This is a genomic window from Mucilaginibacter aureus (assembly GCF_053514885.1).
The window spans coordinates 812,361-830,526 of the sequence record NZ_CP170601.1 but is presented as its reverse complement, the minus strand read 5'-3'; the positions used below and the strand labels follow the sequence as shown (position 1 = coordinate 830,526).

General features: G+C 44.1%; 21 protein-coding genes. 18 read left to right on the top strand and 3 right to left on the bottom strand.

The features are described 5' to 3' along the window. Window positions 1-3 precede the first annotated feature (3 nt). The 18 genes from nrfD to ACFGVR_RS03520 all read left to right on the top strand — a co-directional run bounded on the left by nrfD (window position 4) and on the right by ACFGVR_RS03520 (window position 15,246). Window positions 4-1,482 carry an NrfD/PsrC family molybdoenzyme membrane anchor subunit gene (gene nrfD, locus ACFGVR_RS03605; protein ID WP_448701186.1) on the top strand — a complete coding sequence of 493 codons (1,479 nt, stop codon included), beginning with the start codon at window positions 4-6 and terminating at the stop codon, window positions 1,480-1,482. After that, complete coding sequence (locus ACFGVR_RS03600) at window positions 1,475-2,011, top strand: DUF3341 domain-containing protein (protein WP_448701185.1); 537 nt, start codon at window positions 1,475-1,477, stop codon at window positions 2,009-2,011. Before nrfD ends, ACFGVR_RS03600 begins: the two co-directional genes overlap by 8 nt. Then, window positions 1,995-2,576 carry a c-type cytochrome gene (locus tag ACFGVR_RS03595; RefSeq protein WP_448701184.1) on the top strand — a complete coding sequence of 194 codons (582 nt, stop codon included), beginning with the start codon at window positions 1,995-1,997 and terminating at the stop codon, window positions 2,574-2,576. Before ACFGVR_RS03600 ends, ACFGVR_RS03595 begins: the two co-directional genes overlap by 17 nt. A gap of 11 nt (window positions 2,577-2,587) precedes the next feature. Next, window positions 2,588-3,856: a quinol:cytochrome C oxidoreductase gene (locus tag ACFGVR_RS03590; RefSeq protein WP_448701182.1), complete on the top strand. Its 1,269-nt coding sequence runs from the start codon at window positions 2,588-2,590 to the stop codon at window positions 3,854-3,856. Window positions 3,857-3,903: 47 nt separating this feature from the next. Beyond that, window positions 3,904-5,100, top strand: coding sequence for a cytochrome c oxidase subunit II (locus ACFGVR_RS03585; protein WP_448701180.1), 1,197 nt, complete (start codon window positions 3,904-3,906; stop codon window positions 5,098-5,100). Between the two features lie 19 nt (window positions 5,101-5,119). Further along, window positions 5,120-7,009: a cytochrome c oxidase subunit I gene (locus ACFGVR_RS03580; protein WP_448701178.1), complete on the top strand. Its 1,890-nt coding sequence runs from the start codon at window positions 5,120-5,122 to the stop codon at window positions 7,007-7,009. A gap of 84 nt (window positions 7,010-7,093) precedes the next feature. Then, a complete protein-coding gene (locus tag ACFGVR_RS03575) occupies window positions 7,094-8,158 on the top strand; it encodes a COX15/CtaA family protein (RefSeq protein ID WP_448701177.1) in 1,065 nt (354 codons plus the stop codon). Then, entirely contained in the window at window positions 8,155-9,015 is an 861-nt protein-coding gene (gene cyoE, locus ACFGVR_RS03570) for a heme o synthase (RefSeq protein ID WP_448701176.1), read from the top strand. The genes ACFGVR_RS03575 and cyoE overlap by 4 nt, the downstream gene beginning before the upstream one ends. Before the next feature lie 3 nt (window positions 9,016-9,018). Beyond that, window positions 9,019-9,603: a cytochrome c oxidase subunit 3 gene (locus ACFGVR_RS03565; RefSeq protein ID WP_448701175.1), complete on the top strand. Its 585-nt coding sequence runs from the start codon at window positions 9,019-9,021 to the stop codon at window positions 9,601-9,603. A gap of 19 nt (window positions 9,604-9,622) precedes the next feature. Then, the gene (locus ACFGVR_RS03560) at window positions 9,623-10,333 is read left to right on the top strand and encodes a cytochrome c oxidase subunit 3 (protein ID WP_448701174.1); all 711 of its coding nucleotides are present in this window, start codon (window positions 9,623-9,625) and stop codon (window positions 10,331-10,333) included. 18 nt (window positions 10,334-10,351) lie between these two features. Continuing rightward, a complete protein-coding gene (locus ACFGVR_RS03555) occupies window positions 10,352-10,708 on the top strand; it encodes a cytochrome C oxidase subunit IV family protein (protein WP_448701173.1) in 357 nt (118 codons plus the stop codon). Next, complete coding sequence (locus ACFGVR_RS03550; RefSeq protein WP_448701172.1) at window positions 10,708-11,424, top strand: SCO family protein; 717 nt, start codon at window positions 10,708-10,710, stop codon at window positions 11,422-11,424. The genes ACFGVR_RS03555 and ACFGVR_RS03550 overlap by 1 nt, the downstream gene beginning before the upstream one ends. A 127-nt stretch (window positions 11,425-11,551) precedes the next feature. Continuing rightward, window positions 11,552-12,124: a DUF420 domain-containing protein gene (locus ACFGVR_RS03545; protein WP_448701171.1), complete on the top strand. Its 573-nt coding sequence runs from the start codon at window positions 11,552-11,554 to the stop codon at window positions 12,122-12,124. A gap of 25 nt (window positions 12,125-12,149) precedes the next feature. After that, window positions 12,150-12,425: a hypothetical protein gene (locus ACFGVR_RS03540; protein ID WP_448701170.1), complete on the top strand. Its 276-nt coding sequence runs from the start codon at window positions 12,150-12,152 to the stop codon at window positions 12,423-12,425. Between the two features lie 63 nt (window positions 12,426-12,488). Continuing rightward, window positions 12,489-12,869, top strand: a complete 381-nt coding sequence (locus ACFGVR_RS03535; protein WP_448701168.1) for a DUF983 domain-containing protein — start codon at window positions 12,489-12,491, stop codon at window positions 12,867-12,869. Next, complete coding sequence (locus ACFGVR_RS03530; RefSeq protein ID WP_448701167.1) at window positions 12,847-13,503, top strand: DUF2461 domain-containing protein; 657 nt, start codon at window positions 12,847-12,849, stop codon at window positions 13,501-13,503. Before ACFGVR_RS03535 ends, ACFGVR_RS03530 begins: the two co-directional genes overlap by 23 nt. A gap of 65 nt (window positions 13,504-13,568) precedes the next feature. Continuing rightward, window positions 13,569-14,417, top strand: coding sequence for an OmpA family protein (locus ACFGVR_RS03525; protein WP_448701166.1), 849 nt, complete (start codon window positions 13,569-13,571; stop codon window positions 14,415-14,417). 64 nt (window positions 14,418-14,481) lie between these two features. After that, entirely contained in the window at window positions 14,482-15,246 is a 765-nt protein-coding gene (locus tag ACFGVR_RS03520) for a metallophosphoesterase family protein (RefSeq protein ID WP_448701165.1), read from the top strand. 133 nt (window positions 15,247-15,379) lie between these two features. Here the strand turns inward: ACFGVR_RS03520 and rfbC are convergent, their stop codons facing one another. Genes rfbC through ACFGVR_RS03505 form a run of 3 tightly spaced genes read right to left on the bottom strand, consistent with a single transcriptional unit; the run spans window position 15,380 to window position 18,063 of the window. Next, window positions 15,380-15,928, bottom strand: a complete 549-nt coding sequence (rfbC, locus tag ACFGVR_RS03515) for a dTDP-4-dehydrorhamnose 3,5-epimerase (protein WP_448701164.1) — start codon at window positions 15,926-15,928, stop codon at window positions 15,380-15,382. 2 nt (window positions 15,929-15,930) lie between these two features. Next, a complete protein-coding gene (locus ACFGVR_RS03510) occupies window positions 15,931-16,233 on the bottom strand; it encodes a DUF4286 family protein (RefSeq protein WP_448701163.1) in 303 nt (100 codons plus the stop codon). Window positions 16,234-16,254: 21 nt separating this feature from the next. Beyond that, complete coding sequence (locus ACFGVR_RS03505) at window positions 16,255-18,063, bottom strand: tetratricopeptide repeat protein (RefSeq protein ID WP_448701162.1); 1,809 nt, start codon at window positions 18,061-18,063, stop codon at window positions 16,255-16,257. Window positions 18,064-18,166 lie beyond the last annotated feature (103 nt).

Below are 18,166 nucleotides of genomic sequence, written 5' to 3'. Positions count from 1 at the left end.
AATATGTCATCTCACAGCGAATCAATAATAAGGGAACCGTTAATTACAGGCGATAATATAACCTACGCCCAGATAACTAACGATGTACTTCGCCCGATAGAAAACAAACCTACCAAAGCCTGGTGGATCGGTTTCGTCGTATCGTCACTCGGCGCCATGCTTTGGGTATTTGCCGTAAGCTGGACCTTTTGGTTCGGTATTGGCGAATGGGGTTTAAATAAAACAGTGGGCTGGGCCTGGGATATCACCGGTTTCGTGTGGTGGGTAGGTATCGGTCACGCCGGAACGCTTATTTCGGCGGTATTGTTACTGTTCCGTCAAAACTGGCGTAACTCCATCAACCGTTCGGCCGAAGCGATGACCATCTTCGCTGTAATTTGCGCCGCCACCTACATTGTTGCCCACATGGGCCGCCCGTGGATGGCCGTATATTCATTGCCATTACCAAACCAGTACACACTATGGGTTAACTTTAACTCACCGTTGATCTGGGACGTGTTCGCGATATCAACTTACTTCTCGGTATCATTGGTATTCTGGTACACCGGCTTATTGCCCGATATTGCTACCATCCGCGATCGTGCATCAGGTATCAAACAAAAAATCTATTCGGTATTATCTTTCGGTTGGACAGGTTCGGTAAAAACCTGGCAGCGTTTCGAAACCGTATCATTAATATTGGCAGGTGTTGCAACCCCATTGGTACTTTCGGTACACACCATCGTATCTATGGACTTTGCCACCTCGCTCGAGCCGGGATGGCATACCACCATCTTCCCGCCATATTTCGTTGCGGGTGCTATCTTCTCGGGTTTCGCAATGGTGCAAACACTGTTGCTGGTAACCCGTAAAGTATTGGGTCTCGAAAACTACATCACCATGTTCCACATCGAGTCGATGAACAAAATTATCCTGTTAACAGGCTCTATTGTAGGTGTGGCTTATTTAACCGAGTTCTTTATCGCTTACTATTCAGGCGGCGAGTATGAGCAATATACCTTCCTTAACAGGTTTATCGGTCCGTACTGGTGGGCAGGTTGTATGATGTACGGCTGTAACGTGTTAATGACCCAGTTAATGTGGTCAAAAAAGATCCGTACCAGCATCCCTGTATCGTGGGCATTATCAATCATTGTAAATATCGGTATGTGGTTTGAGCGTTTCGTAATTATCGTAACCTCGCTGCACCGCGATTTCGTCCCTTCAAGCTGGGCAATGTTTTATCCAACCTGGGTTGAGGTAAGCATCTTCATCGGCTCTATCGGGGTGTTCTTCACTTTGTTCCTGTTGTTTATCCGCGTGCTGCCTTCAGTGGCCATGGGCGAGGTTAAACTGTTGCTGAAGAGCTCAAGTGAACAAGCTAAATTTAAGCTTTTACAAAGCGGCCATGTTGATAAAGAACAGGCTGAGTTTTATAAAAACGCATTGCTCAAGTTTGATAGTGTTGAACTTGAAAAATACAAAAAGGATAATAATGAGTAGCACAAAAATTATTTTAGGACTGTTTGACGATCCGGATGCAATGCTGGATGGGATCCATAAATTACAGCAAAATAGCGTTCCTATTTATGATGTATATTCGCCAATGCCTATTCACGGCATCGAAGCTAAATTAGGCATCAAAGATTCGCGTTTAGGATACGCTGCGTTTTTATTCGGTTGTACTGGCGGTACAGTAGCGTTTAGCATGTTATACTACATGCTGGTGCACGATTGGCCAATGAACATAGGCGGTAAGCCGGCATTTACCATCCCTAACTTTATACCTATTACTTTCGAGTGGACGGTATTATTTACAGCCTTTGGTATGGTTGCCACATTTTTTTATGCAACACACCTGTTCCCGGGCCGTACCCCACGGGTTATGGACCTAAGAGCTACCGATGACCGTTTTGTAATTGCTATTGATGCAAAAGGTAACACTCCGCACGCGGATATCACCAATATATTAAAAGAAGCAGGTGCTGTAGAAGTTAAGCACAACGACAGAAAATATGTTAGCTATGAATAAATATAAAATATTAGGCTTAACGCTGATCACTATTGTTGCTTCCGCAATTATCACTTCATGCAGCGATAAACGGAGCACCGGCTGGGAGTATGCCCCTAATATGTACGAGCATATTGCTTACGATCCCGATCAGAAAAATCCAAATTTTAAAGATGGTAAAACGGCTCAGGTTCCGCCTGCAGGTACTATCCCTGTTGGTTTTGAGCGGTTCGACTATCCTAATACCCGCGATGGTTACGATAAGGCAAGCCTTGAAGTTAAGTGCCCGCTGCCCGCAGAAAAGGACTTTGCCGATGGTAAAGTATTGTTCCTGCATTTCTGCTCACCTTGCCACGGCGAAACAGGCCAGGGCGATGGTACAGTAGTAGCGCACGGTTTCCCGGCTCCGCCAAGTTATTCAAAAGGTCAGTCATCACGCGGTGGCGCCATGAAAGATCTAACCGACGGAAAAATATATCATACAATTACATATGGCGTAAACGCCATGGGCTCATACGCATCGCAATTAGCGCCGGATGAGCGCTGGAAAGTAGTGATGTATGTTCACCATTTACAAACTTTATAAGAATATTATTGATGGAAACTCATAATAATTTTGACCAACAGTTCGAGTTTACAGGCAAAGCAAAAACATTGAGCATTGCGGCTATTGTTATTGGCTTGATAATTATAGTGCTGGGTTTTGTTACCAATCACGCCGAACGTACATTTGCCAATATGTTGTTAATGGCTTATTATTTTGCCTGTGTTTGCATGGCAGGTATCTTCTTTTGTGCCATTCAATATGTAGCGCAGGCAGGTTGGGCCATATCGCTGCTGCGTGTACCGCAGGCTTTGGCACGTACTTTACCCGTTGCAGCTGTAGTACTTATAGCGGTTATTTTAGCAGGTTTATTCTGCACACACCCAATTATAAACGAAGAAGGCAAACAGGTAATAGCACCATACCTGTATAAATTATGGGCTATTAAAGATGTTGCTGTAAAAGGCACCGAAAACTACGATCCCGAAATTGCTACCAAAGCAGGATATCTTAACTTACCGTTCTTCCTTACCCGCGTTATCGGCTTTTTAGTTATCTATAGCTTCTTTGGCTGGTTGTTAAACAAATACTCAACTAACGAAGATCAGATAGGCGGCGTATCAAACTATCGCAAAAGCTTTAACACCGCAGCTATCTTTTTAACCATATTTGGTTTTACTGCACCGGTATTTTCTTTCGACGTAGTGATGTCGTTAGAAGCTAAATGGTTTTCAACCATGTTTGGCTGGTACAACTTTGCAGCCATGTGGGTTAGCGGTTTGGCTACCATGACTTTGGTGATCATCCTGCTGCGCAAACAAGGTTACTTCAGCTGGGTCACTACTGATCACCTGCATAACTTTGGTCAGCTTATCTTTGGTTTTTCTATTTTCTGGACCTATACCTGGTTTGCACAATTCCTGTTAACCTATTACGCTAACATACCCGAAGAAGCAGTATACTTTTACCGCCGCTGGGAGCCCGAGTTTAAACCATGGTTCTGGATAAACCTGGTAATGAACTTTGCACTTCCGATATTGATCCTGATGTCAAGAGATTCAAAACGCGTAACCAACGTGTTAAAATGGGCTTGTATCATCGTATTGGCAGGTCACTGGCTTGATTATTTTGTCATGATTATGCCTGGTTCAGCCGGCCCGCAGGGAGCATGGTACTTAGAAATTAGCTGGATTGAGATCGGTGTAGCAGTGGGTTTTGTAGGCTTGTTTACATTTTCCTTACTAACATCGCTAAGCAAATTTAAAGCGCTGGCACCAAAAAATCATCCTTTCCTTGGGGAAAGCTTACATCACCATATTTAACAAAAAGTTTAATTTTGCATAATCAGGAATACCAAACACCTTTTATAATGGCATTCAAAAAACTAATAAATTTTAAAACATTATCAACATCGCTTGCCGCGTTATTATTCACAGGCGCAGCAATGGCGCAAACAGCCGCGGCAACAACCCCTGCTGTAGATGCTGATGCCGCCAACTCGGCCATGTGGACAAGTGTTGGATACTACGTATTACTGTTTTTACTTGTGGCCATTGTTGTTGGCGTAGTAGGTAAAATATTACGCGTTTACGATTTAACCCTGCAAATACAAGGTAAAAAATCCATCAACTGGAACCGTGTTATGGGTATCTTATTTGCCATATTCCTGGTTATAGGTTTTTATGGCGCCTATTGGGAGTTTACCAACCAGGCTACAATGAATTTACCCGAAGCAGCATCCCAACACGGTGTTAAGCTCGACGAAATGTTTATGGTAACCTTCGGCATCACGGTTATTGTGTTTTTTGTTACCCAGTTCCTGCTGTTTGGTTTCGCATTCAAATACAAAGGATCAGATAAACGCAAAGCTTACTTTTATCCACATAACAATACCATCGAAAAAGTTTGGACAGTTGTTCCGGCCATCGTATTAACCGTATTGGTGATCACCGGTTTCTTCACCTGGACAAAGATCGAAAACAGCACCGAAGTTAAAGGCGATATCAATATCGATATAACCGGTCACCAATTTGCCTGGGAAATTCGTTACCCCGGTGCAGATGGTAAATTAGGTAATAAAGATTATAAATTGGTTACCGGCATCAATAAAGTAGGTGTTAATTTCCAGGATAAAAACGCATTGGACGACTTGACTGCCGATACCATTGTATTGCCGGTTAACCGTTCAATCAGGTTAAATATCTTTGCTCAGGATGTTATACATAGCGTGTACATGCCACACTTCCGTGTGCAGATGAATGCTGTGCCGGGTTTACCTACCTACTTTAGGTTTACACCAACCATTACCACTACGGCAATGAAAGGCGAAACCGGTAATGCTAACTTTGAATACCTGTTATATTGTAACAAAATTTGTGGCGGTGGTCACTACAACATGCAAAAAGTTGTGCGTGTGGTAACCGATGGCGAATATCAAACCTGGTTAGCACAACAAAAACCTTATTTGAGTGACGCGTTGAAAAAAGAGCTGAAAATGGTTGTTGATACAACTAAAGCAACAGCAGCCGCGCCGGCTCCCGAAAAAAAATTAGCGTCAAATTATTAATTTTCTAAGAAGAGAGATTATGTCAACAATAGCAGTTCACGATCACGATGTTGCACACCATGGCCACGACGACCACGAACACCACCATCATGATACGTTTATAACTAAATATATCTTTAGCCAGGATCACAAGATGATCGCCAAGCAATTCCTTATCACAGGTATTACTATGGCCGTTATCGCTATGATCTTGTCTATCCTGTTCCGTATTCAGTTAGCTTACCCTGATAAAACTTTCCCTTTGATGGAAACTTTATTAGGTCGTTTTGCACCAGGCGGTCGTTTATCGCCCGACTTTTACCTGTCGCTGGTTACCATTCACGGTACCATCATGGTATTCTTTGTACTAACAGCCGGCTTAAGCGGTACCTTCAGTAACCTGTTAATTCCACTACAGGTTGGTGCGCGCGATATGGCTTCTCCGTTCTTAAACATGCTTTCATACTGGTTCTTCTTTATTGCCAGTGTGGTAATGTTAAGCTCTTTCTTTGTACAAAAAGGCCCTGCCAGCGGTGGCTGGACCATCTATCCGCCATTATCGGCTTTACCAAAAGCAATGCCGGGTTCGGGCGAGGGTATGACTTTGTGGCTCATCAGTATGGTATGCTTTGTAGCATCATCATTAATGGGCGGTATTAACTACGTAAGTACAGTATTGAACATGCGTACCAAAGGTATGGACCTTTGGAAAATGCCTTTAACCGTTTGGGCGTTCTTTTTAACGGCCGTGTTGGGTGTGTTAGCATTCCCGGTACTGGTTGCAGGTGTAGTACTGTTAATATTCGACCGTAGTTTCGGTACCAGTTTCTACCTTTCGGAGATCGTGGTTAACGGCCAGGTAATGCCGTTCGAAGGTGGTAGCCCAATTCTGTTCCAGCACTTGTTCTGGTTCCTGGGTCACCCCGAGGTATACATCGTAATTATGCCGGCTTTGGGTATCTCGTCCGAAGTTATCGCTACCAACTCACGTAAGCCTATCTTTGGCTACCATGCCATGGTTTACTCACTCATCGGTATCTCGGTATTGTCGTTTATCGTATGGGGGCACCACATGTTCGTTACGGGTATGAATCCGTTCCTGGGCGGCGTGTTCATGATCACCACACTCATCATCGCGGTACCATCTGCCGTAAAAACATTCAACTACCTGGCTACGTTATGGCGCGGTAACATCAGGTTCACACCTGCTATGTTATTCGCTATCGGTTTGGTATCATTTTTTATCTCGGGTGGTTTAACAGGAATCTTCCTGGGTAACGCTGCCCTTGATATCAACCTGCACGATACTTATTTCGTGGTAGCTCACTTCCACCTGGTAATGGGTTCGGCAGCTATATTTGGTATGCTTTCGGGTGTGTATCACTGGTTCCCTAAAATGTTCGGCCGTATGATGGACGAAAAATTAGGCTACCTGCACTTCTGGTTAACCTTTATCGGTGCGTACCTGGTATTCTTCCCAATGCACTTTATGGGTCTTGATGGTGTACCACGCCGTTACTATGCTTTCACCGAGTTTAAATCAATGGAGCGTTGGTTATCAGTAAATACATTTATCACATGGGCAGCTATCATGTCGGCACTGGCACAGGTAGCGTTCCTGTACAACTTTATACACTCTATCTTCTGGGGCAAAAAGGCAACTCAAAACCCATGGCAGTCAAACACTTTAGAGTGGACGGCTCCTGTTGAGCATTTACACGGTAACTGGCCGGGCGAAATACCAACTGTTTACCGTTGGCCATATGATTATAGCAAGCCTGGGCACGATGAAGATTTTATCCCGCAAACCGTACCTTTCTCTCAAACCATGAGCTCAAACTTACCTCATGACTTTGAAGATAACGAAGCAGGTTTAGAGGCACACAATAAGTGGCAGTTAGCAAATAAGCCCAAAGAAGAAATAAAATAAGCGAGTAATCGATCTGATTTTTTGGGGTATCTGTAGCTGGAATTTTCCTAAGCAGATACCCCACTTTTTTACAATCCTACTTACATGAAGATATCCCCGGCAAAAAAAAGGTTCCAGACTATCAACTTAGCCACTGTGTTCCTGCTTTTTGTTGTGATTTTAGCCGGAGCAGTGGTACGTAGCACAGGTTCGGGTATGGGTTGCCCAGATTGGCCCAAATGCTTTGATTGCTGGGTACCACCAACCAATGTTAACCAGATACCTAAAGATTATAAAGAAAAGTATGTGGCTAAACGGATGGCTAAAAACCAAAGGTTTGCACACACACTTGATATTTTTGGTTATACCGATCTGGCTCAGCGTATCCGCAACGATAAATCCATCCTTGTTCCTGAAGATTTTAACGCCGCCAAAACCTGGACGGAATATATCAACAGGTTATGTGGTGTAGCTGCAGGTATTTTTTTGGTCATGACGGCTGCCTTCTCATTTGCTTATGCCCGTTCGCGCAAGCGTATCATTGTGGCCAGTATAGTTAATCTTATACTGGTTATATTTCAGGGCTGGTTGGGTAGCATAGTTGTATCAACTAATTTGGTTGCCTGGATAGTTACTGTGCACATGTTACTGGCGCTGGCTATACTGGCCCTGTCTATCTACAGCTATCATGAAGCGAGAATCTTCAACAACAATGAGGCGGTTAAGGCCAAGCCTATCGCCAGTTTTATGGCTTATGTGGTAATCATCATCAGCATTATCCAGATCACCTTCGGTACCGAGGTGCGCGAGCGTATCGATATGATCTCCAGCCGTTTCCCCGGCCAATCGCGCCAGGGCTGGTTAAACGAGGCCGGTGCCATATTTGCCAATCACCGCGATCTGGCTATATTGGTATTGGTAGCCAACGTATTGTTATATGCGCTCATCCGTAAAGGCTTCAGCAGGCATTCGGTGCAACAGCAACTCATGAGTTTTACTTTTTTAATGATCATGCTGCAAATTGTATCCGGCATTGCACTATCATACTGGGGTTTACCACCAGCAGCGCAGGCTATACACATAGTACTGGCAACCCTGGTATTTGGCGCGCAATTTTATCTCACACTTAATTTGCACAAAACAGCTAAAGTTTGGGGGGCACAAGCATGAAATTGAGCGACTTTTCGAAACTGATCAAATTCCGACTGACATTTCTTGTCGTGTTTTCGGCGTCCATATCTTTCCTGATAGGCAGCAAAGTAAACGGTGTCATCAACTGGGGTAATTGGGGTTTATTAATAGCAGGCGGTTTTTTAGTTACCGGTGCAGCCAATTGCTTTAACGAGATCATCGAAAAAGATCTCGACAAGCTCATGAAACGCACCATGGATAGGCCGTTCCCTTCCGGCAGGATGAATACCGGCCAGGGCCTGGTGATAGGTTTGTTTATGGGTTTGCTGGGCACCTACATTTTAGGCAAGCTTAACTTAACCACCGGCTATCTATCCGTGTTCTCTATTTTATTATATGCCTTTGCTTATACACCGTTAAAACGTAAATCACCCATAGCCGTATTTGTAGGCGCAATACCCGGTGCTTTGCCACCACTTATTGGTTACGTAGCTGCTCACCCGCAAATTGATAAAATAGCCATCGTGCTGTTCTGTATCCAGTTTGTATGGCAGTTCCCACACTTTTGGGCCATAGCCTGGGTGCTCGATGATGATTATAAGCTGGCAGGCTTCCGTTTGTTACCTACCGGTAAACGTGATAAAATAAGCGCCGTAATTACCCTTATTACAGCTTTAATTTGGGTTCCGGTTAGCCTGCTGCCAACAATAATGGGTTTTGGTGGTTTGATCATAGGCGGCGTATCACTGCTATGCAGCTTAATATTTTTGTACCTTGCATTTAATTTGGTAAGGGCATTGGATATACCCGCGGCAAAAAAATTAATGTATTGTTCATTCTTTGTTTTGCCCGTAGTACAGTTAGTTTTGTTGTTTGATTTTTTAGGAAAAGTTTAGTAGATGATGGCTCAGTTACAACAAGAAAAGGATAAGCTTAACCTGGCACCCAAAAAATTTAACATGTGGTTGTTCATCTTCACCTCATTTATGTTTTTTGCGGCTTTAACCAGCGGCTTTATAGTTTACAGCGGCGGCAGTGCCAGCCGTGGTATCAAAATTATTTTACCACAGGCCTTTTTGTACAGTACTGTGGTAATTATTGTAAGTAGCGTTACCTTGTTTTTGGCAAGTCGCGCTGCAAAACACCTGCAGTTTGATAAACAGCGGCTGTTTTTATGGCTAACAGCCTTTTTAGGCATAGCCTTTTTTGCCATTCAGATTTATGGCTGGAGCATCTTGGTTAAAATGGGCGTATACTTCACAAATCCAAATGCTTCGCAATCATTTATTTATGTATTTGTGGGCATGCATTTGCTTCATATTATAGCAGGCCTTGGTTTGGTTTTTCACGCGCTTTCGGGCCTCCAAAAAAACAGACCTCAGGTGATAAATTTGTTCAGAATGGAGTTCGCTTCAATTTTTTGGCATTTTATCGATATTATATGGATTTATCTGTATGTTTTTTTACTTTTGAACCAATATTAAAAATTACAATTTAATTGCAATGAGTACAGCAGTTTCAGAAATTGACGAAGTTAAAACAACCCCATGGGCAGGCGGAAGGTCACCCTTCTCTGTAGAGTATGGAAAACTGATGATGTGGTTTTTCCTGTTATCAGATGCGTTTACTTTTTCATCGCTACTAATTTCCTATGGTGCGTTACGTTTTAGCGCTACCGCATGGCCCGCGGCCGATCACGTATTCCAGTCAGTTCCCGGAATGATTGAACACGGTGCCCCGCTTGTATTCGTAGGTTTAATGACCTTTATCCTCATCATGAGCTCTGTAACCATGGTACTAGCTGTTGAAGCCGGTCACCGCATGGCTAAAAAAGAAGTAACCGGCTGGATGATCGCTACCGTTATCGGTGGTTTCATGTTCCTGGGTTGCCAGGCTTTGGAATGGGCTCACCTTCACAGCGAGGGTTTTTGGTGGGGAAGTATCCCCGATGCCGAAAAGCTGAAAGAGTTTTTTATTGGTGTACCTACCGATGTATCGGCTCACCAGTTTGCCAACCTGTTCTTTACCATTACCGGTTTCCACGGTTTCCACGTATTCACCGGGGTTATTATCAATATCATTATCACTATTAACGTGTTGCTGGGTACTTACGAAAAACGCGGCAGCTACTTAATGATCGAAAAAGTTGGTCTGTACTGGCACTTTGTAGATCTGGTATGGGTATTTGTATTTACATTCTTTTATTTAGTATAATTTTAATCTGAACAGATCATGTCTACAGAATCATCACATACAGATCACCACGCAGAAGGCGGACACGAAGATACCATGACCAGGGGTCGTATCTGGAAAGTGTTTTTTATATTATTGGGCATCACCGTTATCGAGTTTATATTCGCTCTTTACCTGGCGCCTAAATACCCGGCTGTTCACCACGTTGTAAACCCTATTTATATAGGTTTAACTTTGGTAAAAGCATTTTATATCGTTGCATTCTTTATGCACTTAAAATTCGAAAGATCGGCCTTAATATATGCCATCACCGTGCCTACTTTGTTCATTATCGGTTTGATACTGGTATTAACTAACGAAAGCCACCACTGGTTGAATGTAATATTCCATCTTTAATGGCTTCCCCTAACTTAAAGGGCTTAAAAAGTATTTTAATCCTGGTGCTCATCTTAGCAGTGCCGGGATTTTTATATTATTTACTTACTGCAAAAGGTAAAAACCGCTATAAACCGCTGCCCATTTATGGCCCTAAAATAGTAGCCCGCACCAAGCACAAAGGCTTTCATGGTAAACTGGTACCCGATACCGTTTATCACTTTGTGGGCGATTTTAACCTCACCGATCAAAACGGCCAAACGGTAACCCTTAAAACTTTCGGGAACAAAATTTTGATCGTTTCGTTCTTTTTTACCAACTGCCCAACGGTATGCGCCCAGGTTAACCGCACACTCGATTCGCTGGCGCATGATTATGTCAACAACAAGCTTATCCAGTTTGTAACCATCACTGTCGATCCGCAGCGCGATACGCCCCAGGCTCTGAAAAAATATTCGGCCGCGTATGGTGTGAGTCCCGATAAATGGCGCTTTCTAACCGGCGATACCACCGGCATCTATCGCCTGGCAAGGCAGGGCTTGCTGGTAAATGCATTAAAATCGGGCCCCGGTAAAGATGATTTTATCTACAGCGATAAAGTGATCATGATCGATGCCAACCACCGTATCCGTGGTTACTACTCCGGTACATCTATCACCGATATGCAGCGTTTAAACGACGAAATGCGGGTACAGATAACCGAAGAGCTGCGCAAGGTAGAAGCCCCCGAAATGTAAAGAGTCGCCAGCCTTAAAAAAGATAGTGTAGAGGCTTGTGCGATTTTCCTATTGAGCGGGTGTTAAATATTAATAAACTAAAGCTAACTCCTTGCCGGTACCATCACCGGCAGATAACAATAAAACAATGACAGATAAATTCATATTCCGTTTTGTAGCAGCCGTATCCATATTTGTTTTTGTGGTGGTACTCATCCTAAACCGCAAAATACTTCCGGTGCCCGCAGTGCTGCCTCCATTCACTTACTTTTTACCTAAGCTTAACGCAATACTAAACGGTACCTGCAGTGTACTGCTGTTGGTTTCGCTGTACTTTATCCGCCGGGGCAACATTACTGTACACAAGCGCCTTAATATTTTAACCTTCTGCCTGTCGTCGCTGTTTCTGGTATCATACATCGGCTTTCACTATCTCGCCCCCGAAACCCGTTATGGCGATCTGGATGGCAATGGCCAGCTTTCCGCATTAGAAATAAGCGCCGCGGGCAGCATTCGCTACGTGTACTACGTTATCCTCATCACACACATCATATTGGCCATTGTGGTATTGCCGCTTATTTTGCTCAGCTTTTACCGCGGTTTACAAATGCAGGTAGAAAAACACCGTAAGCTGGTACGATGGACATTCCCTATCTGGTTGTACGTAACCGTAACCGGAGTGATCGTTTATTTAATGATCTCGCCTTATTACCATTTTTAAGTTTAATTTTTGGTAAATTTGCACCATGAAATACTTAAAGCTATTGTTAGTGCTTATTGTATTCGGTTTAACCGTATTGAGCGCCCATCCTGTAAAGGCACAGTGTGCGGTTTGCTCGGTCACTGTAGAAACCAACCATCAAAACGGTGGTAATCAGGCCAGGGGCTTAAACGCCGGTATTATGTACCTGCTGGCCGCACCTTATATTGTAGCAGGCGTAGGCGGGTTTATCTGGTACCGTAACTATAAACGCAAACAAATCCGTTTTAACGTTCGTAACGAAAAACTAAATCTTAACTAACACCATTCCCTTACGGGGATCATATCCACATTTGCCATGCCCCAAACGCCAAAATCATGGGCAATGCTCCATACCAGGTGCCCCCGCTGCCGTCGCGGCAATATGTTTCAGGGTGGCATGTACAACTTTGGCTCCAACAAAATAAACGAGTATTGCTCGCACTGCGGCATGCGCTTTGAAATTGAGCCCGGCTACTTTTACGCTGCCATGTATGTAAGCTACGCTCTTAATGTAATGTATGCCGGCATATTGTGGACAGGCACTTACCTGCTCACCCATAATACCGATTCGCCCTGGCTGTATATCGCGATAATTTTAGGCGGTTGTTTTTTACTGTCGCCTATTACATTTCGCTACTCACGCGTGTTTTTACTATATTGGCTATCACCAAAAGTACACTACCATCCAGATTTAGATACCGATGATAAACCAAACCACGTTTAGCTTTTTAACCGATCTTGCTGCCAACAATAACCGCGAATGGTTTACCGATAACAAACAACGCTTCGAAAGCGCTAAAGATAACGTCATCGCTTTTACAGGCGAACTTATCAAAGAGCTCAGTGCGTTTGATAAAAACATATCCATTGATCTCGACCCTAAAAAATGCGTGATGCGCATTTACCGCGACATCCGTTTCAGTAAAGATAAAACCCCGTATAAAGATAACTTTGGCATTGGTAACCTGCGCACAGGCAATGTGCATATTGGCTACTATGTACAGGTACAACCCGGGCGAAACCTTGCCGGCGGCGGCTACTGGATGCCCGAGGCCGATCACCTCAAACTCATCCGCCAGGAGGTGGACTATAATGCGGCCGATCTGAAAAATATCATCGATGAACCTGCTTTTAAAAAACTCTTCGGCGAGTTTCGCGATCAGGAGCAGCTCAAAGGCGCACCCCGCGATTACGATCCCGATGACCCGAATATCAGTTTGATCAAACTTAAAAGCTTTGCTGCCCTGCATCAGCTTACCGATACCGAAATGATGAAGAAAGATTCGCCCAAACGGGTTGCCGAAGTACTGGCACATATTTATCCGTTAACAACTTTCTTGCGCAACGCCATCGCTTAATTCAAATAGCCGTCGCAATTTCGCCGTACATTCGTTATCATTGTATATCATCAATTACACTGTCAATGAAATTAAAGCACATTCCCCTTCTGATCGCTGTATGCTTCCTGTTGCATTCGTGCGTTGTACTGTCGCCAAAAAAATATAAGGCTTTATTAGCCACACAGGATTCGCTTACCACCCGCACAGGCACATTAGAAGCACAGGTATCGCGCCTGCAAAGTGATACCGCCAAACTACACCGCGAAATTGCCGACTTGCAAAGCCAGCTTGCCGCTTCAAAAGATAGCTACGCTACATTAAGTGATAAATACAGTGCACTGAATAATAATTTAACCTCAACCACCTCAAAAGTATCAAAGCTGTCAAGCGATCTGCAGGCACGTGAGGCCCGTTTAAAAGAAGTGGAAGAAATTTTGCGTAAACGCGAGGCTGCTACCAACGCCCTCAAAGAAAAACTGCAAAAAGCTTTGCTGGGTTTCCAGCAAAGCGGCTTAAGTGTTGATATCCGCAACGGTAAAGTATATGTATCCTTAACCGATAAATTACTGTTCCCATCGGGCAGTATTGTTATCGACGAAAAAGGGAAGGCCGCATTAAAGCAATTGGCCGGCGTTTTAAACAAAGAAACCGACATCAATATTTCGGTAGAAGGTAATACCGATAACAAAAAGGTAATTAACCTTGGCCAGATCAAAGATAACTGGGATTTGAGCGTACTGCGGGCCACATCAGTAACCCGCTATTTAACCGATGTTGAAAAGATCGATCCTGTGCGGCTTGCGGCAACCGGTAAAAGCGAGTTTCAACCTATCGATACCCGCAATACCCCCGACGCACTGGCCAAAAACCGCCGCATCGAAATTGTGCTCACGCCTAAACTGGATGAGTTGTATAACCTGATATCAAAATAAAATATAAAGCTCCCGCCAATCAGCCGGGAGCTTTTTTGTTATCATCAAAAGCCGATCGCAAAAAATGAAAAAGAGCTACGCCATTATATCCGATATCCACGGCAACCTGCTTGCCCTTTTAGCTGTTCTGAAAAACATTCACGCCCGGCAGATAGACAGCATCATTAACTTAGGCGATCATTTCTTCGGCGCGCTCGAACCCGAAGGCGTAGCGCAGGTACTGCGCGAAAACCCCATGCTCAGCATCCGCGGCAATACCGACCGTGAGATACTCGAAAGCCTCGGCACCGTATCGAAAAAAGACCAGATGGAACGGGTAAAGGGCGAACTATCTGCGCAAAGCATCGGCTTTTTAAAGCAATTACCCTTAACCCTGTCTGTAGACGACCTGATATTTGTTTGCCACGGCACACCCGAAAGCGATGATGAATACCTGTTGGAAAAAGTAACTGCCAAAGGTGTATTTGTGTATAATGATGAAGAACTGATAGCCAAAACCAAACGCATTAACGAACGCATTATTTTGTGCGGCCATTCGCATGTAAACCGGGTGGTGCATTTAAGTAACGATAAGATCATTCTTAACCCCGGCAGCGTTGGCCTGCCAGCCTACCTCGGTAACGGCGAATACAGGTTTGCTATGGAGTCCATGACCCCACATGCCAAATACGCTATCATTCATGTCGACGGCCCGGCCATCAGTATTGAGCAGGTACACTGCGCTTACGATTGGCACCAGGCATCGGCAGCAGCCAAAAGCAACGGCAGCGATGCCTGGGCAGAGTTTTTACTGCACGGCCGTATGCCAAAAGCGTTAAGGGTAGATTAAGTTCTGGCTACTATAACACTTTACACTTTTTTTGGCGCAAGCGCCCGCTTGTGACCTAACCGATATCAGCTAAATACCACTGCGTTACATCTTCCTGACGCAAGCGTCCGCTTGTGCTTAACGTAGGTCTACCTTAAAACGGACTAACAAAATCTTTAAAATCAGGCAATTCCTCATCCTTGGGCGATAACAAGACATTATCCGTAGGGAAGCCCCAGTCAATACCCAAACTTTTATCGGTTATCTTAGCGCCGATCTCCGAAGCCTTGTCGTAAAAGTTAGTGATCTTATACGCAAAAACGGTATCGTCCTCAAGCGTGTAAAAACCATGCAAAAAGCCTTCGGGAATCCAAAATTGTAAATGGTTATCGGCACTCAATTCAATTTTATAGTGCTGGCCATAAGTAGGTGAGCCTTTGCGGATATCAACCGCCACATCTATCACGCTGCCCTGGGTTACCCGTACCAGCTTGCCCTGGCCAAAAGGTGGCGCCTGGGCATGCAATCCCCGCAAGGTACCCTTTGATGAGCTCGACTGGTTATCCTGCACAAAATCAACGGTAATACCGGCATCGATGTATTTTTTCTGGTTGTAGCTTTCGTAAAAATAACCACGGTCATCTGGAAATATACGTGGCTCAATAATTAATAATCCTTCAATAGGTGTGGTAGTTACTTTCATGGTTAATTTACCTGTTGCATTATGGTTTCAAACAATACAAACTGGTTTTCAAATTGCTTAAAATGAGCGTCCTTTATTTTTACACCAATGCCTTGCTGGTATTCGTAGTATTTATCCAGGCTGTCGGTTTCAAACTGCAGGCAATAGGTAATGCCCTCGTTTGGCGAGTTAACCACCGTTAATACCCGGTGACTGCTAAAATAACCTGTAGCCATTACGCCGGGTATGTATACGCTTCCCATCCATTTCAGCCAGTCGGCCTGTATGGCCTCGTCTATAATAATGGTTTCATTTAAAATGATCATGCCGCAAAAATACCGATTTATTTAAGAGCCCGAAGGAATAACATCACCTCTTAATATTCTAAATCGCTTGCGCGCATCATTTATCCATAAACTGCTTGGATAGTCGGTAATGATCTTTTGGTACCAGGCTTGTGCCGATGCTTTATCATCCAGGTGGTTTTCGTAAATATCGCCCAGCATAAACACCGCGTCATCAGCCCAAAGATCGGTTTTGCCTTCTTCGGCTATCTTTTTTAATGGCGCTATAGCCAGCTGATACTCTTTTTTCTGGATCAGTATCCGGGCCTTGGCCATCAAAATATCATAGATCAGGTCGTTTTTAGGATATACTTTGTCAATACTGTCCAACGTGATCACCGCCTTGTCGGCATCTTCCTTAAATATGGCCAGGTCGGCACGAGCGTACATTTTAAGCGCATTGCCGGTACTGTCAAACACTGTATGATCACTGATTAAAAGTGAGAGGTTAAGTGCATCGTTAGCAATCAATTGCGATGTAGCCGCCTTTAAAATATCCAGCTGCCCTTTGGCATAAGCAAAATCGCCGGTATAGTAAGCCAGTTTGGCATTGCGGTAATTGGCTTCCTGCGCAAGCGGACTGCCCTGCTGGTCAGATTGTACCTGCATATACGTGAGCGACGCATCCCAGGGTTTGTTGTTAAGCAGGTAAACGTCACCCAGGTCAAGCTTACAGTCGGCTAACAAGCCAGGGCGCAAACCAGGTATGGCTATGGTCTCTTCCAGTATTTTTTGCGCATCGGCAAACTTGTGCAGTTTAAAGGCCTGCAGTTTAGCCAGTTTTTGCATAGCGAACGCAGTACCCTGGTTACGGCCAAATTCGCTGAGCAGGTTAAGATAGTCTTTTTCCAGGTCAGTCAAGTCGGCCTGCTCATACTTACCCGATGTTATTTTGAGGCTTTTGGTATTGATCAGCTCAATTTTTGCATTCACATACAGGTCGCCATCTTTTCCTTTAGCAATAATATACTCATACCCGCGTATCGCCTCATCATAAGCCTGGTTTGATACCAGGGTTTGGCTCAGTTCCAAAATACTATTGCCGCCATCGTTTAGCCGGCGGTTTAGGGCCAGCGCCTGGTTCATGGCCATGTTAAACTGCTTTTGCTGCAGATATTGCCAGGTCAGCATATCAGCAAAAACGGTTTGTTGCGGGTATTGCTGGATCAATTTTAACAGAGCCATCTTTAACATATTGTAATCGGCAGCACCATCAAACTGGCTGGCTAATACACTTTTGGCCTGCATAATATACTCCGGACTAACCTGCAGCAGGTTTAAATACTCGTTTACCATGTTTACCTTATCGTGTTTAAAACGGTAAAGCGATATCAGCTCATTAACAAACAACTGCTCGTTATGCAGCACTTTGCGGCCTTGCACAAAAGCCTTAATCGCGTAATCCAGGTTTTCGGCCTGGTAAAATTGCGATGCGATATCATTTACAGCATTCTGATCGCCAGGCATGGCTTTTAACAAGTCTTCATAAATACCGTCGGCCTTTTCCTGGTTGCCCATTTCGCGGTAAATGCGGCCAAGCGCAATGGTGTATTGGTAACTTTGCGGATGCTGTTTGAGCATCTTTTTGGTGATGCTTTCGGCCTCGTTAAACTTTTTAAGGCTAATGAGGCTGTTAAAGTATAATTGGAAATAATTTTCGTTGTTTTGTTTGTACAGTTTCTGGTAAATATCAGCCGCTTTTTGCATTTCGCCGTTCATGCTGTATTGCCCGGCAAGACGCAAATCCTCGTTCTGGGCAAACAGGCTCAGGCTGCTCAGCATCAATAAAAATACAATGGCCGTTATCCTCATATAATCCAAAAATAAACATTAAAACGTATTTAAATTACTAAGCTTATGTATCAATTAATTAAATTTACAGCAGGGTAAAATTGTAGTGACATTGTCCTTAATC

What these genes read in the sequence shown, in the direction of transcription:
- nrfD (WP_448701186.1), top strand. Translation starts at nt 4, where the DNA reads ATGTCATCTCACAGCGAATCAATAATAAGGGAACCGTTAATTACAGGC.
- ACFGVR_RS03600 (WP_448701185.1), top strand. Translation starts at nt 1,475, where the DNA reads ATGAGTAGCACAAAAATTATTTTAGGACTGTTTGACGATCCGGATGCA.
- ACFGVR_RS03595 (WP_448701184.1), top strand. Translation starts at nt 1,995, where the DNA reads ATGTTAGCTATGAATAAATATAAAATATTAGGCTTAACGCTGATCACT.
- ACFGVR_RS03590 (WP_448701182.1), top strand. Translation starts at nt 2,588, where the DNA reads ATGGAAACTCATAATAATTTTGACCAACAGTTCGAGTTTACAGGCAAA.
- ACFGVR_RS03585 (WP_448701180.1), top strand. Translation starts at nt 3,904, where the DNA reads ATGGCATTCAAAAAACTAATAAATTTTAAAACATTATCAACATCGCTT.
- ACFGVR_RS03580 (WP_448701178.1), top strand. Translation starts at nt 5,120, where the DNA reads ATGTCAACAATAGCAGTTCACGATCACGATGTTGCACACCATGGCCAC.
- ACFGVR_RS03575 (WP_448701177.1), top strand. Translation starts at nt 7,094, where the DNA reads ATGAAGATATCCCCGGCAAAAAAAAGGTTCCAGACTATCAACTTAGCC.
- cyoE (WP_448701176.1), top strand. Translation starts at nt 8,155, where the DNA reads ATGAAATTGAGCGACTTTTCGAAACTGATCAAATTCCGACTGACATTT.
- ACFGVR_RS03565 (WP_448701175.1), top strand. Translation starts at nt 9,019, where the DNA reads ATGATGGCTCAGTTACAACAAGAAAAGGATAAGCTTAACCTGGCACCC.
- ACFGVR_RS03560 (WP_448701174.1), top strand. Translation starts at nt 9,623, where the DNA reads ATGAGTACAGCAGTTTCAGAAATTGACGAAGTTAAAACAACCCCATGG.
- ACFGVR_RS03555 (WP_448701173.1), top strand. Translation starts at nt 10,352, where the DNA reads ATGTCTACAGAATCATCACATACAGATCACCACGCAGAAGGCGGACAC.
- ACFGVR_RS03550 (WP_448701172.1), top strand. Translation starts at nt 10,708, where the DNA reads ATGGCTTCCCCTAACTTAAAGGGCTTAAAAAGTATTTTAATCCTGGTG.
- ACFGVR_RS03545 (WP_448701171.1), top strand. Translation starts at nt 11,552, where the DNA reads ATGACAGATAAATTCATATTCCGTTTTGTAGCAGCCGTATCCATATTT.
- ACFGVR_RS03540 (WP_448701170.1), top strand. Translation starts at nt 12,150, where the DNA reads ATGAAATACTTAAAGCTATTGTTAGTGCTTATTGTATTCGGTTTAACC.
- ACFGVR_RS03535 (WP_448701168.1), top strand. Translation starts at nt 12,489, where the DNA reads ATGCTCCATACCAGGTGCCCCCGCTGCCGTCGCGGCAATATGTTTCAG.
- ACFGVR_RS03530 (WP_448701167.1), top strand. Translation starts at nt 12,847, where the DNA reads ATGATAAACCAAACCACGTTTAGCTTTTTAACCGATCTTGCTGCCAAC.
- ACFGVR_RS03525 (WP_448701166.1), top strand. Translation starts at nt 13,569, where the DNA reads ATGAAATTAAAGCACATTCCCCTTCTGATCGCTGTATGCTTCCTGTTG.
- ACFGVR_RS03520 (WP_448701165.1), top strand. Translation starts at nt 14,482, where the DNA reads ATGAAAAAGAGCTACGCCATTATATCCGATATCCACGGCAACCTGCTT.
- rfbC (WP_448701164.1), bottom strand. Translation starts at nt 15,928, where the DNA reads ATGAAAGTAACTACCACACCTATTGAAGGATTATTAATTATTGAGCCA.
- ACFGVR_RS03510 (WP_448701163.1), bottom strand. Translation starts at nt 16,233, where the DNA reads ATGATCATTTTAAATGAAACCATTATTATAGACGAGGCCATACAGGCC.
- ACFGVR_RS03505 (WP_448701162.1), bottom strand. Translation starts at nt 18,063, where the DNA reads ATGAGGATAACGGCCATTGTATTTTTATTGATGCTGAGCAGCCTGAGC.